We start from the raw sequence: 14,771 nt of genomic DNA on the forward strand, positions 1-14,771 counted from the left end.
GACTGAACCCATGTGTCCCCGTTCCGTGAAGCCGCCCACTCTGTCCCTCAGCGCAGAGTCCGAGAGCGCAGAATCAGAAAGCGTAGCCGGCGGCGACCCGAAATCGTCGAGCGGTGCAAGCCCGACGCCGTCGAGCCGCGTACGCCGCCACCTCGCCTTGAGACTCGACGACGGCTGGCTCAAGTTTCAAACGCGTCTCGCAATCCGGCGCGGTCGGGTGGAGACCGTCATCCCCTACACCGGTTACGGAACCACTTCCTGGGTCCGGGTATTGGCGCGTGTCGTCCGCAGTGACGCGCGGGACACCGGGTCCGGCGCTCAGGCAAACGGGCTCAACCCGTTGCAGGAAGGAATGCGCGGCTGGCGCAATTTCACGAGTGCGCCCGTGGCACACGCCGCCGTGCGCGTGACCATCGCAGGCACAGATCATGACGTCGAAGCGGACCGTGGAGGCGTGGTCGACGCGCGTATCCCGGTAGCCCTCGACGCCGGTTGGCACACAATCACGCTGCAATCCGGGGAATCCAGGATCGTGGAGGCGCCAGTGCAGATCGTCGCTGACGACACAGACTTCGGCGTCGTCTCCGACATCGACGACACCGTGATGGTCACGGCGCTTCCCCGCCCGTTCCTGGCCGCTTGGAACACTTTCGTACTCGACGAACACGCGAGGACGCCGACGCCGGGCATGGCTGTGCTGTACGAACGGATCGTCAGGACGGTGCCCGCGGCACCCGTGGTGTACCTGTCGACCGGAGCCTGGAACGTCGCACCGACGCTGTCGCGCTTCCTGTCCCGCAATCTGTATCCCGCCGGCCCCAAGCTTCTCACCGACTGGGGTCCCACCCCGGACCGCTGGTTCCGCAGCGGCCAGGAGCACAAACGGACCTCCCTGGAACGTCTCGCGGCGGAGTTCCCCGGTGTCAAGTGGCTGCTGGTTGGTGACGACGGACAGCACGACGAGGCCATCTACGCCGAGTTCGCCCAACGCCATCCGCAGAACGTCAGGGCCATCGCGATCCGCCAGCTATCGGTCGGTGAGGCGGTGCTCGCGGGCGGACGGTCGAAGTCCGGGGGGCAACCCACCCCGGGGGTCCCCTGGATCTACTCTCCGGACGGTGCAGGGATGTCCGCCCAGCTAGAGCAGCTGGGCATCATCCGGCGCAGCCTCCGGTCCCCTATAGTTGGCAATTAGCGCCGCGCGTACCATTAGCTCAACCCTTCCATCATCATCATCTGGAGGTTGACGTGACAACTGCAATTATTGGAACCGGAAACATCGGGTCCCGGGTCGCCCGAAACCTTGTCCAAGGCGGCGAGCCAGTTGTTTTGGCAGCCCGAGATCAATCCCATGCTGAAGCGTTGGCAGCTGAGCTGGGTTCGTTGGCGAGTTCGGCGAGCGTCGCCGATGCGGTGTCACAGGCTGACGCCGTCGTGATGGCCGTGTGGCTGGACACCGAGAAGGAACTAGTCTCCCAATTGTCAGCGGCACTGGTCGGCAAAGTCGTGATCGACCCCACCAACCCGATCGGGCCTGATGGCCACGGCGGCTATACCACTACGCTGCCGGAGGGCCAATCGGCGGCCTCGATCGTGGCAGCCCTGCTTCCAGCCGGTGCGTACTTGGTGAAGGCCTTCGGTACGTTGGGTGCTGACGCGCTGGGGTCGGCAGCCAACAGGCCGGACGAGCGGGCTGTTCTGTTCTACGCCACTGACGACGACGCGGGGGCCGAAACCGCGGAGCGGCTCATCAGTGCTGCTGGCTTTGATCCGGTCAAAGCCGGGGGAATCGATGCGGCCGGCAGATTGGAGCTGATGCGAGGCGATCTTCACCAGAATGGCGGCCTTGGTGGACGGCTTTTGAACGCTGACGAGGCGCGCGCCGCCCTCTAAGGCCGGTCGATCGCGGCAGCTTGCACAGAGAAGGCCCTCCGAACTGCGGAAACGCAGGATCGGAGGGCCTTCGCCAAGCCAGGGGTCAGACGAAAACGGAAAGCAGCAGTACGAACGCGAATCCGACGACGGAAATGATGGTTTCCATGACCGACCAGGTCTTGATTGTTTGCCCTACTGTCATCCCGAAGTATTCCTTGACCAGCCAGAAACCGGCGTCGTTGACGTGGGAGAAGAACAGCGATCCGGCACCGATGGCAAGCACAACCAGCGCAAGCTGGGCAGGCGACAGACCGGTCGCGAGGGGTGCGATGATTCCGGCGGCCGTCACCGTAGCAACGGTGGCCGAGCCGGTGGCAAGGCGAATCAGCACTGCGATGATCCATCCCAGCACGAGGGCCGACAGGCTGGCCGCTACCGCGATCTTGGCGATCGCGGTTCCGGTGCCGCCGTCGACGAGCACCTGCTTGAAACCGCCGCCCGCGCCGACGATGAGCATGACCCCGACAATCGGCAACAGGCTCTCGCCGATTTTCTTGGTCAGGGTGGAGGCGGAGAAGCCCACCCGGGTACCGAAAGTCACCATGGCCAGAAGGACCGCCACGAGCAGCGCAAAGACCGGATCGCCGATGAAGTCGAGCAAGGGCCGCAGGGCGGCGTTCTTGTCCATCCAAATGTCTGCTCCGGCTTTGATCAGCATGAGCACCAGCGGCGACAGTAGGGTCACCAGGGTCCAGGCGAAGGACGGGCTCCGCGTTGCTTGCGGATCCTGTGCTTTTCCTGCGGGTGCGTCGCCGCGCGAACTGGCGGCTTTCGCACCAGGGCCTTGGGAACTGTCCGGCCGGGCGTTCGCGCCTGCCCCAACGGTGACGGCCAAGCCGGCACCCGCAGCTCCGATCGGTACCATCCGTGCGGCGAGACGGCCAAAGAGGGGACCTGCGATGATGACGGTGGGAATGGCTATGAGCAGGCCGAAGGCAAGAGTCACACCAACATTGGCGTGCAGGATGCCGATCGCGGCCAACGGGCCTGGGTGCGGCGGGATGAAACCGTGGAGCACGGACAAGCCTGCCAAGGCCGGAATGCCAAGGCGCATCGCCGGGCCCTTGGAACGGTGCACGGCCAGCATCACGACGGGTATGAGCAGCACGAGCCCGATCTCGAAAAACATGGGGATGCCGATGATGCCTGCGATGAGTGCCATCTTCCACGGGAGCGTTGCGGGCCGCCCATGAAGAAGCGTGTCCACGATCTTGTCCGCACCGCCGGAATCGGCCAAGAGCTTTCCTAGCATGGCTCCCAATGCAATGAGCACGCCGACATAGCCCAGCACCCCGCCAACGCCGTTTTCGTAGGACGTGGTCACCTTGTCCAACGCGATACCCGAGGCTATACCCACGAAGAGGGCGCCGATGCTGAGTGCCAGGAAAGCGTGCATCTTTACCCAGACGATCAGCAAGACTACTATCGCGATGCCGATGGCCGCCACCACAAGTACTTGGGTGTCATGGCCGGTCCACGGTTGATGCATCGCGTCCGTCGTGGCGTCGGTGGCGACTCCGGCGAAGGGTCTGTTGAGGATGGAGATTCCGTTCATGGTTCTCGTCCTGTTCCGCTCGGCCGCAGGCCGAACTTGTCCATGATTTGTTGGGCAATCACTCCTGGAGCTGGACCAACGTCGATCCGGATTCCTGGCTCATCCGGGGACAGTTCCTCAAGGTCCGCGAACTGACTCCCCAACATACTGGCGGGCATGAAATGGCCGTGTCGTTCGGCCAGCCGTGCGCTGATGGTCCCGGGCGTCCCGGACAGAAAAACGAAGACGACACCTGAACCTCGGCGATTGATGATGTTTCGATAAGACCGCTTGAGCGCCGAACAAGTAATGACGCCGTTTTCCCCATGATCCAGCCTCCGGTCGACCCACTCGGCAACCTTCTCCAGCCAGGGATATCTGTCCTCATCCGTGAGCGGATGTCCCGCTGCCATCTTGTCGATGTTTGTTTGGGGATGCAAGGCATCGCCTTCTTCGAAGGCCCAGCCAAGCCGCCCCGCAAGGAGGGCGGCGACCGTGGACTTGCCGGAGCCGGAAACACCCATCAAAACCAGCACAACCGGTTCGGCCAAAGCACGCGTCGCAAAGTCCAGAGGGTCCATGGAGCCCATCTTGGCAGCACGTTGGCCTCTGAGCCATAGCGAATCGCAGCTGATTTCCCGGCGGCCAAGGCCGGAAATGCTTCCATCAAGCGCATATAGGAAGCATACTGATGATCTACTCAATGAGGAGGGTCATGTCAGCAGTGAAAGGTGCAACAAGCGACATCATCGAAACCGACATCCCCGGCCGGATGGATCGGCTGCCGTGGTCCAGATGGCATTGGATGATCGTCATCGGCCTCGGCACCGTCTGGATCCTGGACGGACTGGAGGTCACGATCGTCGGCGCCATTGGGGACAGCCTCACGCAGCCGAATGGCGGCCTCGGCATGTCCACAGCGGACATTGGCGTCGCGGCCGCGGTCTATGTAGCGGGCGCCTGCGTCGGGGCCCTCGTTTTTGGGCATCTCACGGACAGGTTCGGGCGGAAGAAGCTCTTCCTGCTTACCCTCGGGCTGTATCTGCTTGCCACGGTGGCCACGGCGTTTTCCCTCAACCCGATGTGGTTCTTCATTTGCCGCTTCTTCACCGGTGCGGGCATTGGCGGAGAGTATGCGGCGATCAATTCCGCGATAGACGAGCTCATCCCGGCAGCACGTCGCGGCGTCGTGGATTTGGCCATCAACGGCTCTTTCTGGCTCGGCACGGCGTTCGGCGCCTCGCTCTCCGTGCTACTGCTCAATCCAGCCTTCTTCGCGCCGGGCATTGGCTGGCGTCTCGCCTTCGGCCTGGGAGCGTTTCTCGGCCTGCTGATCCTGCTTGTGCGGCGAAATGTGCCTGAATCGCCCCGTTGGATGTTCATCCACGGACGGGACAAAGAGGCGGATCAGCTCGTGCGCACGATCGAGAACGACGTCGAGGAGGCCACGGGGGAGAAGCTGTCCGCAGTCCACGAGACGCTCAAGGTCCGCCAGCGCAAGTCGATCGGCTTCGGTGTCATCATCAAGACGGCTGTCCAGCGCTACCCGAAGAGGGTCGTCCTGGGCTTGTCGCTCTTCATCGGCCAGGCCTTCCTCTACAACGCGGTGTTCTTCACCTATGCGCTCGTGCTGACGAAATTGCTGAACGTCCCCAGCGACCTTGCCCCATGGACGCTGGTCCCGATCGCCGTCGGCAACTTCCTTGGCCCGCTCGTCCTGGGCCGCTTCTTCGACAGCGTCGGGCGCCGCACGATGATTTCCGGTACCTACATCGCGTCAGGTGTCCTGCTTGCCATCACGGCGTTCGTCTTCGCCAGCGGAGCGCTTGATGCTTTCTGGCTCACCGCCTGCTGGATGGTGATTTTCTTCTTCGCTTCAGCGGGCGCCAGCTCCGCGTATCTGACAGTGAGTGAAATCTTCCCCATGGAGACTCGGGCCATGGCCATCGCGTTCTTCTACGCCGTGGGCACCGGACTGGGTGGCATCATCGGCCCCATCCTGTTCGGTAGGTTCGTTGGAGAGGGAATCCAGTCCGTGGCCTTCGGTTATGTCATCGGCGCCGTGCTGATGGTCGCCGCCGGCGTCGTCGAGATCGTGTTCGGAGTTGAGGCCGCAAGACGGTCGCTGGAAGACATAGCTGCCCCGATCACTGCCCAGTCGGAGGGAGTACCGGCCTGACGACGGCTCAGTCCGAGCCCTTGCCGATCGCGGACAGGAGCGGCAATTCTCGAATGGCACCCGGAGGCGGCAATTCAGCAAGCCGAAATCACGACGCCGGAGCTCGCCGCGGCGAGTACGGCACCGGTCGGAAGGAACAGGGCCAGAACACCGGCCAGAGCAGCGGCGATCGGGTCGATACCCCACGTGAGGACCCTGCTGGCGGATGAGAATCTTCCGAGGGCTTCGAGGGGAATAAGAAGCTGTTTGAGTGTTTCGGTTCCGGTGATGATGACCATCACGCAAGACGCCCAGAAGCCGAGCGAAAGCCCGAGGAGAAGTACGTTCGAGACGACTTGTCCAGGCGTGAGTACGAGCATGCCGAGTCCTGCGAGGGCTGGGAGCATGAAAGTTGCCATGAGTGCCCGGACAGGCCGAAACTTGTCCCACACCCATGGCGCGAGCGGCATGGAGAGCAGGCCGATGATTCCGCCGACAGCTCCTGCGATTCCGACCTCGGCCGGCGTCATGGATCCAGTCCGCAGTGCATGCGTGACATAAATCGACTGGATCGCCGTCGTGGAAAGGTTGAAATGGGCAATCGACGACGTGACAGGCCACATCACCCGATCCCGGACGAGAATCGCGAATCCTGAACCTAGCGACAAGAAATAGTCGCGGAAAGTGAATGTCTCCGGCGGCGCCTGCCGCTCTTCCCGGATCCGGCCAAGCGCCAGCGCCGACACCAGGTACGTGACCCCATCTGAAATAAAGAGGGCCACGGACGCCGCTCTTGCGAAACAAACCAGTCGACCCGATTTCGAGCCGGTCGGCGCTCCTCCGCTGGTGCCCGGCCGTCCGCAGAAAAGACGCGGCGGGCCACCGGAACCCGGGCGCGCCGGGATCTACGTTTGTCAGCGGTTGGTGTGGAAGCCGTGCTTGCTGGGTCTTGCCGATGGGCTTTTAGGCGGCATTGCAACCACTACACCCAAAAATAACGAAAACCGTGGCGTGGCACATCGTGATCGGGGTTACTGTGTTTGCATGTGGAAGGCAGAGCCCGACAAAGGCAGTACATGGCCGACAGAAATGCGGATTGCAGTGGACCTGCACAATCCGGAACTGCTGAGGCTTTTGTATGCACGGGATTCTTGGCGTCTCGATGCATCTGAGGATCTCCCCGGGCTTGGCCCATCTCCGGCTCCTGTTCAGATCACTGACGCCCAGAGATCCGCCTTCGCAAAGGATTGGGGCGGACACTGGTCTGAACTGAGGTCCTGGCTTTTTGAGTTCGAAGATTTGAAGAGCACCCAAGGGATTGAGACGTTCACCGAAAAGATCGCTACGCCGCCTATTTGGTACGATGTGCTCCACGGTGACCTGTTCCCGGAAGAAGACTTTGAAATTTGGCGTGCCGGACTGCGAAGCTTCCATAGCGACCCGCTGGACGAACAACCCGAACGGAAGAGCTTTGATGCCTTGAAACGTGCCTGGGAAAGGGGGCTGACAAATATTCTCGTCTTGCCTTACGAGAGCCCTGTTTTGCGAGTGCTTTCCCCCCACACAATCGAAATGGACTTCGCGACGTACGCTGAGCCCGAGCTATTTGATAGCGCTTTGGATCATTTTTCCGCTAACTAAAAATTCGCCAGAAAAAAGGATGCAGGGAAGCTTTCGCCTCCCTGTATTCTTTTCGCCGTTATTGGTTATCCGTAGGCGGCAGTTGGCCCTCCGGAGTAGCAGGCCGAACCGTCATTGAGAATGACGTATGAGGAGATGGGGACGACGGCGGCTCCCGGACCGACCGCTGTTTGGGCGCCTTGAGCTGACCATGAAGGGCCTGTGGAACCGCCGCTGAAGTTAAAGCTTGCAGAGTCAATCCGCCCGACCGCGTTGACATACCAGCTGCGCGTCCACACTCCCACATAGACGGAATAGCCGGTATTCACGGCAAGAATGTCATTGGAAAGTTTGGCGGCCGTGACAAACGACGAGCCGCAGGGCCTGCTCACTGAACCGTAAGGAACGGCTTGATCGACCTTTATCCCCTTGGCCTGGGCGTTTGCCTCGCGAGCCTTTTCCGCAAGCGCTTTCGCCTTCGCGGTCACCGGAAGCGGATCGAGATCACCCCTCAGGCCGGCCTGCACGGAATGCACAATCCGGAGGAGGCAGATGATTCGCAGCCCGTCACTACCGGGCTCTCCTAAGGCGCCTCGGAATCACGGTGGCCTCCTGCTCGGCAGCCGGCACCGTCTACAACGCGCACAACGCCGCCGGCGAACTCTGCCGGGTCGGTTGCAGGGCCGGGAGCTGCTCCACGCGGCCGGGCGGCGCCACCACCTACTCCTATGCCGGTAACGGCCCGGTCTTCGCCAATCGAACTCGCAAGTTGCCAATATTTGGCAATCGGTTGTCAATCCGACACCAAGCTGACTAGACTCGAGGCGAATGCATGCCCGTGAACGACCACTTGGCGCCATATGCCGCCGTGCGGGCGAAGGGATCCGAAGGAGATTTCCGTGACTGAAACCAATGCCGTGTGGAGCCTGTCCGGTTTCGGCGACGAAGTAGATCCCGATCCCGCGGTCCAGGCTGCCGTACTGCAGGCTCTCGGTGCCAGCCACATCGAAGTGCGCAGCGCGTGGGGCACCAATGTCTCCGAGCTCGAACCCGAAGAGGTTGAGCGGCTCAAGGCCATCCTGGACGGGAAGGGACTGAAGGTTTCCGCGGTCGCGAGCCCCATCGGCAAGATCGACGCCAGTGTTCCCGTGGAACATGAACTCGCCCGGCTGCGCCAGATTATTTCGGTGGCCAAGGGCCTCGATACCAAATACATCCGCATCTTCTCCTTCTACCGAGCCGAAGGGCAGAGCCCGGAAGACATCCGCGACTCAGTGATGGCGCGCCTGACCGCACTCACGAACGAAGCGGCCGCGTCCGGCGTCGTGCTCCTGCACGAAAACGAAAAGGGCATCTACGGCGATACGCCCGAGCGAGTCCTGGACCTCATGGAGACGGTCGATTCCCCTTCATTGCGGGTTGCCTGGGACAGCGCCAACTTTGTCCAGGTGGGCGTCAAGCCCTACACCGAGGGTTACGCCCGGCTGCGCCCGTATCTGGAGTACTTCCAGGTCAAGGATGCGGTGGCCGGTACCGGTGAAGTAGTGCCCGCCGGCGAAGGCGACGGCGAACTGGACGCCACCATCGCCGCACTCAAGGCCGATGGCTTTTCCGGCTTCTTTTCCCTCGAACCTCACCTGGCAAGCACCCACGAACTGGGCGGATTCTCCGGACCCGTAGCCTTCGGCGCCGCCGCGCGCGCCTTCGCGGCACTCGCTGCCAAGAACGGTGTTGCCCTCGCCTGAGGGCCTGTAGGTTCAAAGGAAAGAACTTTCGAGGGAGAAGAATGCCTACAGCAGCAGTCATCGGTTGCGGCGATGTATCGAGCGTGCACTTCGGAGCCATCGCCAAGATGGACGATGTTGAACTCGTGGCGGTCTGCGACACCGACGCCGGACGCCTCGAGGCGGCAACGGCCGCCCACGGCGTGGCCGGGTACGCGGAATACCTGGAGATGCTCGAGGCGGTGAGGCCCGACGTCGTGCATATCTGCACTCCGCACCACCTGCATGCCTCGCTGGCTGCGCACTGCCTTGAGCGCGGCGTCAGCGTGATCGTCGAGAAGCCGCTCGCCCACACCCTTGAAGAGGGTCGCCGGCTGGTCGAGGCGGCGGAACGGAGCACGGCGAAGATCGCCGTCTGTTTCCAGAACCGCTACAACGCGACGTCGCAGGCCATGCGGAGACTGCTCGACGACGGCGGGCTGGGCCAGGTTCTGGGCGCCTCGGCAACCGTGATGTGGCACCGGACAGCCGAGTACTACCGGGACAGGCCGTGGCGCGGCACCTGGGCTGGAGGGGGCGGCGGCCTCATGATGAACCAGGCCATCCACACGGTGGATCTGCTCCAGTGGCTGGTAGGCGACGTGACCAAGGTCGAAGGCCATGCATCCACGCGCTCGCTCGGCGGCGTGATCGAGGTGGAAGACACGGCGGAATTCATCGCCGGGCACTCCAACGGTGCTACCAGCGTCTTTTACGCCACCCTGGCCAACGCCACCAACGCACCCGTGACGCTCGACATCGTGACTGAAAAGGCCACGCTCAGCCTCCGGGGCGACCTCGTTGTCAGCTACGCCGACGGCACCGTGGAAACCATCCCGGAACGTGCCTTGGAATCGGGTGGGCGCGCGTATTGGGGAGTATCCCACGAACTCCTGATCAAGGACTTCTACGCCAAGCTCGGGGACCCTGCTCCGTTCTGGATCAGTCCTGCCGAAGCCGAAAAGTCACTCAGGATCGTCAAGGACATCTACGCCCAGAGCTACCCGGAAATCTCCGGGTACGTGGGCTAACCACGCGGCCTATGAGGGCCCGGAACCAACGGAGGACAAAGTGGCCAAAATCGGCGTACAGGCAATGATGCTGAAGGGCAGCTTTGCCGAAGCCGGGGCGTTTGAAACGCTTCGCAAGGTCAGCGCGATGGGGTACAACGCCGTCGAGATCTCCCAGATCCCGATGACACCGGAAAACGTTGCCGATCTGGACCGCTCCCGCGGCGAACTGGGCATGGACATCGCAGCGCTTTCGGTTGCCATGGAAACGCCCAAGGGCATGCCAGGCGATTCGCTCAAAGACCATTTCGACAAGATCGTGGACGACGCAAAGCGACTTGACACGCACCTCCTGCGGATTGGCATGATGCCGTTCCCGGCCATGAAGTCGATCGACGCCGCGGTGGACTTCGCGAAGCAAGCCAACGAATACGCCGAAAACCTCCGGGAACACGGCATTGGCCTGTACTACCACAACCACCACATCGAGTTCGCGAAGTTCGACGGCAAGTACATGCTGGACATCATTGCCGAAAACTCTCCGGCCATGGGCATGGAAATCGACGTGCACTGGGTGCAGCGCGGCGGACTGGACCCTGTCCGGACCCTGGCCAAATACGCCGGACGCACTGCCATGGTGCACCTGAAGGACTACCGGATCGGCGGGTTGCCTGAGCAGGCCTTCGGGCTCCTCGAAACGGGGGACATCGCAGGCTTCATGGCCGAGTTCAAGAACGTGGTCCAGTTCGCCGAAGTGGGCGAAGGCAACCTTGACTTCCCATCCATCATTCCCGCCGCCCAGGCCTCCGGCGCGGAGTACTTGCTCGTGGAGCAGGACGAGCTCTACGGCCGCACGGTGTGGGAAGCGCTGCAGACTTCCTACGACAACCTCGTGGCCATGGGCCACGCCGACCTCTTCTAATCCCACTACAACGGAGATCTACTCATGAGCAAGAAAGTACGCCTAGGCATCATCGGCCTGGGCCAGCAGGGCGGCACGTACGCCAAGTTCATCACTGACGGAATGGTCCCGAACATGGTGATCGGCGCTATCTGCGACACCGATCCCGGAAAGAAGGAACTGGCAGCCTCCCGGTACCCCGATGCGCCTTTCTACGACGACTACATCGCCATGCTTGAAAGCGGCGACGTCGATGCGATCGTCACGTGCGTGCCGCATTACCTGCACCCGGAAATGGGCATCGAATCGCTCAAGCGCAATATCCACGCCCTCGTGGAGAAGCCCGCCGGCGTCTACACCAAGCAGGTCAAACGGCTCAATGAGTTCGCGGCCTCCAAACCCGGGCTTTCCTTCGGGATCATGTTCAACCAGCGCAACAACCCGCTCTACAAGAAGCTGAAGGAGATCGTCGACAACGGCGAGATCGGGGCTATCCGCCGCACCAACTGGATCATCACCAACTGGTGGCGTCCGCAGGGCTACTACAACTCCAGCGAATGGCGCGCCACGTGGGGCGGCGAAGGCGGGGGCGTCCTGGTCAACCAGGCACCACACCAGCTCGACCTGTGGCAGTGGATCTGCGGCGTTCCGAAGTCCGTCTACTCCAAGGTGGCGTACGGATTCCGCCGGGACATCGCCGTCGAAGACGAGGTCACCGCCGTCGTGGACTACGGCAACGGCGCCACCGGTGTCTTCGTCACGGCCACGCACGACCTCGTGGGCACGGACCGCTTCGAGATCCTGGGCGACCAGGGCAAGATCGTGGTGGAAAACAGCAAGACCGCCACAGTCACCCGACTGGTCAAGCCCGAGCGCGAACTCAGCGACGGAATGGACATGGACGATGTCCGCAAGCTCTTCATGGGCGAATTGAAGGCCGAGGACTACTACACCACCGAGGTCATCGAATTCGAGTCGGCCTGGGGCGGACAGCACGCGGGCGTCCTGGAGAACTTCGCGGCCAACATCCTGGACGGCACCCCGCTGTTGGCACCCGGCTCGGACGGCATCAAGGGCGTCCGCCTGGCCAACGCCATCCACCTGTCGAGTTGGACCGGCAGGGAAGTCCCCCTGGACTTCGACGAGGACGAGTACATGCGCGAGCTCAACAAGCGCATCGCCGAAGAAGGCAAGTTCGCGGAACGTTCCTAGTCAGCAGGACATTCAAGCAGGACGGTCGCCGGCCGAAGGGTTGGCAACCGTCCTGCTTTTGTTGCCATGCCGGATTACGATGGAGCCGTGACTGAAGCGACGAACTCCGGAGCAGTAACCTCCCCCGCCAAGCGTGGACGCGGGGAGAAATCCTCGCCCACCATCTACGACATCGCGAGGCTCGCGGGAGTCAACCCGTCCACGGTTTCGCGCGCGCTGAGCAAGCCGGGCAGGGTCAGTGCGAAGACCCAGAAAATCATCGAGGACGCCGCCGAACAGCTGAACTACCGGGTCAACCCCTTCGCCAGGGCACTTCCCACAGGCCGCACCCAGACGATCGGACTGATTGTCGCGGACATCACCAACCCGACGTTCTTCGATATCATCCGGGGCGCGGAAACCACAGGGTCTGCCCGGGACTACACCCTGGTGCTTGCCGAGTCCGCAGAGTCGCCTGAAACCGAGCTCGTTGCGGCCCGCAGGATGTTGAGCACGGTGGATGGCCTCATTTTGGCGAGTCCGCGCATGGACGACGAAAAGATCCTGGCCTTGGCCGCGGACAAGCCAGTGGCCGTGATCAACCGCGAAATAGAGGGAGTCCCGTGCGTGGTCCCCGACGTCAACAAAGGCATTAGCCAGGCCGTGCGGAGCCTCGCCTCCAATGGCCACCAGGAGCTCGCGTATGTTGCCGGGCCGCCGCAGTCGTGGATGTCGAGCCGCCGCTGGGAAGGCGTCCAGGCTGCCTGCGATTGGTACAAGTTGGGGGCGGTCCGCTTGGAATCGTCCAAGCCAACCGTCGACGGCGGCCGCCAAGTAGCGCGCGACGTCCTGGCGAGCGGCGCGACGGCGGTCATCACCTACAACGATCTCCTCGCCATCGGCCTCATGCAGGAGCTCCAGGCCGCCGGGATGCACGTTCCCGACCAGATCAGCATTGTGGGCTTCGACGACATCTTCGGGGCAGACTTCACGACCCCGCCGCTCACCACTGTCAGGTCGCCGTTGGGGGAGTGCGGTTCCCGCGCTGCCACCCTCCTGCTGGACATGTTGCTGGGCCAGGATGGGCCCGCGGAAGCCGTCCGGGTGGACACGGAGCTCGTGGTGCGCGGTTCAAGTGGGCGGTTGATCGCGTAGCTTCAAGCGATCCGGCGGATGGGTTGCAACGGGATGGCAATAGTTGGCAACCGGTTGACAGATCGGTTCTTCGGGCTGAAAATTGACCTATGTCACAGTCGATCGCAGCCAATCCTGACCGGCTCCTGCCCGCGGATCCCGGGACGCGCAGCATTGCGCACTCCCTGCTGGAGCGCGTCCAGGACCTGCCCATCATCTCTCCGCACGGCCACGTTGACGCCGCCGTCATCGAGCACAACACCCCGTTCCCTGATCCGGCCGCGCTCCTCGTCAGCCCGGACCACTACGTCACCCGGCTGATCCACGCCAGCGGAGTCCCCATGGACAAACTGCTCTCGGAAAGCGCCAACCCGTCCGAATCGCGTGAGATCTGGCGGACTTTCGTCCAGGCCTGGCCCCTCTTCGAGGGTACGGCGTCCGGATATTGGCTGCGCACGCAGTTCGAGAGCGTGTTCAAGCTGGGCGCGGATCTCGGCGAGATGTCTGCCGACGCCAGCTACGACGCCATTGCCGCCAAGCTCGTCGAGCCCGACTTCCGTCCCCGCCAGCTCTTCAAGGACTTCAACATCGAGGTCCTGGCCACCACGGACGATCCGCTGGACAGCCTGGCGAGTCACAAGGCGATCGCCGAGGATCCTTCGTTCAACGGCCGCGTGCTTCCGACCTTCCGTCCGGATGCCTACCTGAACATCGCCCACCCGGCGTGGAGTGCCAACGTGGAGAGGCTTGTCGATTCCGCCGGCGACGGGACCGCCGGCTACGCCGGCTACATCAAGGCCCTGGAAAACCGCCGTCGTTATTTCGTGGACCATGGCGCGGTCTCCGCGGACCACGGCGTCCTCACCCCGGCAACGCTCAAGCTGGACCGGGCAGACGCCGAGCGGATCTTCGAACTGGCGCGCGCCGGCAAGGCCACGGCCGAGGACCGCAACACCTTCGAGGCCCACATGATGTACCAGATGGCCCGGATGTCGGTCGAAGACGGCCTGGTAATGACCATCCACCCGGGTTCATTCCGAAACCACCACCAGCCCACCTTCGAGGCCTACGGCGCGGACACCGGACACGACATCCCATTTGCCACGAACTACACCGAAGCCATCCGCCCCCTGCTCCAGGACTTCGGCACGGCCAAGGACTTCCATCTGGTGCTGTTCACCCTGGACGAGACGGTGTTCTCCCGCGAACTGGCCCCGCTGGCCGGGTTCTACCCCTCGGTGTACCTCGGCGCGCCGTGGTGGTTCCTCGACGCACCGGACGCCATGCTCCGCTTCCGCTCCGCCGTCACCGAAACCACCGGCTTTTCGCGGTCTTCGGGCTTCATCGACGACACCCGCGCATTCTGCTCCATCCCTGCGCGGCACGACGCCTCCCGCCGGATCGAAGCGTCCTTCCTCGCCCGCCTCGTGGCCGAGCACCGTGTCAGCGAAGACCGAGCCCATGAAATCATCGTCGACGTCGTCGACTCCTCACCCCGAAGGGTCTTCAAGCTGTGAGCAACGAA

At 62.8% G+C, this 14,771-nt stretch carries 14 protein-coding genes; 10 read left to right on the forward strand and 4 right to left on the reverse strand.

The genetic code is table 11. The features are described from left to right. Nucleotides 1-10 precede the first annotated feature (10 nt). A complete protein-coding gene (locus tag QRN45_RS00700; RefSeq protein ID WP_284762159.1) occupies nucleotides 11-1,195 on the forward strand; it encodes an App1 family protein phosphatidate phosphatase in 1,185 nt (394 codons plus the stop codon). A gap of 53 nt (nucleotides 1,196-1,248) precedes the next feature. Then, nucleotides 1,249-1,893, forward strand: coding sequence for an NADPH-dependent F420 reductase (locus QRN45_RS00705; RefSeq protein WP_284762160.1), 645 nt, complete (start codon nucleotides 1,249-1,251; stop codon nucleotides 1,891-1,893). Between the two features lie 85 nt (nucleotides 1,894-1,978). Here the strand turns inward: QRN45_RS00705 and QRN45_RS00710 are convergent, their stop codons facing one another. Continuing rightward, a complete protein-coding gene (locus QRN45_RS00710; RefSeq protein ID WP_443627691.1) occupies nucleotides 1,979-3,490 on the reverse strand; it encodes a GntT/GntP/DsdX family permease in 1,512 nt (503 codons plus the stop codon). Beyond that, nucleotides 3,487-4,050, reverse strand: coding sequence for a gluconokinase (locus tag QRN45_RS00715; protein WP_241709797.1), 564 nt, complete (start codon nucleotides 4,048-4,050; stop codon nucleotides 3,487-3,489). The genes QRN45_RS00710 and QRN45_RS00715 overlap by 4 nt, the downstream gene beginning before the upstream one ends. A gap of 134 nt (nucleotides 4,051-4,184) precedes the next feature. Between QRN45_RS00715 and QRN45_RS00720 the strand changes: the two genes are divergently transcribed. Next, complete coding sequence (locus QRN45_RS00720; protein ID WP_284762162.1) at nucleotides 4,185-5,648, forward strand: MFS transporter; 1,464 nt, start codon at nucleotides 4,185-4,187, stop codon at nucleotides 5,646-5,648. 74 nt (nucleotides 5,649-5,722) lie between these two features. Here QRN45_RS00720 and QRN45_RS00725 read toward each other — a convergent pair whose 3' ends face one another. Then, nucleotides 5,723-6,409, reverse strand: coding sequence for an MFS transporter (locus QRN45_RS00725; RefSeq protein ID WP_284762164.1), 687 nt, complete (start codon nucleotides 6,407-6,409; stop codon nucleotides 5,723-5,725). A gap of 262 nt (nucleotides 6,410-6,671) precedes the next feature. On the opposite strand from QRN45_RS00725, the gene QRN45_RS00730 reads away from it, so the two are divergent. Then, the gene (locus QRN45_RS00730; RefSeq protein WP_284762165.1) at nucleotides 6,672-7,268 is read left to right on the forward strand and encodes a hypothetical protein; all 597 of its coding nucleotides are present in this window, start codon (nucleotides 6,672-6,674) and stop codon (nucleotides 7,266-7,268) included. A 65-nt stretch (nucleotides 7,269-7,333) separates the two neighbouring features. On the opposite strand, the gene QRN45_RS00735 is transcribed toward QRN45_RS00730, so the two are convergent. Then, nucleotides 7,334-7,774: a hypothetical protein gene (locus tag QRN45_RS00735; RefSeq protein ID WP_284762166.1), complete on the reverse strand. Its 441-nt coding sequence runs from the start codon at nucleotides 7,772-7,774 to the stop codon at nucleotides 7,334-7,336. A 333-nt stretch (nucleotides 7,775-8,107) separates the two neighbouring features. Between QRN45_RS00735 and QRN45_RS00740 the strand changes: the two genes are divergently transcribed. From QRN45_RS00740 to uxaC, 6 genes are all read left to right on the forward strand, one after another. Continuing rightward, nucleotides 8,108-8,992 (forward strand): sugar phosphate isomerase/epimerase family protein, encoded by an 885-nt coding sequence (locus QRN45_RS00740; protein WP_078108221.1) that lies wholly within the window; start codon nucleotides 8,108-8,110, stop codon nucleotides 8,990-8,992. A 41-nt stretch (nucleotides 8,993-9,033) separates the two neighbouring features. Beyond that, on the forward strand, nucleotides 9,034-10,041 hold the full coding sequence (locus QRN45_RS00745) for a Gfo/Idh/MocA family protein (protein WP_284762167.1): 1,008 nt from the start codon (nucleotides 9,034-9,036) through the stop codon (nucleotides 10,039-10,041). Nucleotides 10,042-10,081: 40 nt separating this feature from the next. Continuing rightward, nucleotides 10,082-10,942 carry a sugar phosphate isomerase/epimerase family protein gene (locus QRN45_RS00750; RefSeq protein ID WP_284762169.1) on the forward strand — a complete coding sequence of 287 codons (861 nt, stop codon included), beginning with the start codon at nucleotides 10,082-10,084 and terminating at the stop codon, nucleotides 10,940-10,942. A gap of 24 nt (nucleotides 10,943-10,966) precedes the next feature. Further along, the gene (locus tag QRN45_RS00755; protein ID WP_241709792.1) at nucleotides 10,967-12,133 is read left to right on the forward strand and encodes a Gfo/Idh/MocA family protein; all 1,167 of its coding nucleotides are present in this window, start codon (nucleotides 10,967-10,969) and stop codon (nucleotides 12,131-12,133) included. 87 nt (nucleotides 12,134-12,220) lie between these two features. After that, nucleotides 12,221-13,267, forward strand: a complete 1,047-nt coding sequence (locus QRN45_RS00760; RefSeq protein WP_284762171.1) for a LacI family DNA-binding transcriptional regulator — start codon at nucleotides 12,221-12,223, stop codon at nucleotides 13,265-13,267. Between the two features lie 89 nt (nucleotides 13,268-13,356). Further along, nucleotides 13,357-14,763: a glucuronate isomerase gene (uxaC, locus tag QRN45_RS00765; protein ID WP_241709790.1), complete on the forward strand. Its 1,407-nt coding sequence runs from the start codon at nucleotides 13,357-13,359 to the stop codon at nucleotides 14,761-14,763. Nucleotides 14,764-14,771: the final 8 nt, after the last annotated feature.

This window comes from Arthrobacter sp. efr-133-R2A-63, assembly GCF_030209795.1.
In the GTDB taxonomy this organism is placed as follows: domain Bacteria; phylum Actinomycetota; class Actinomycetes; order Actinomycetales; family Micrococcaceae; genus Arthrobacter; species Arthrobacter bambusae_A.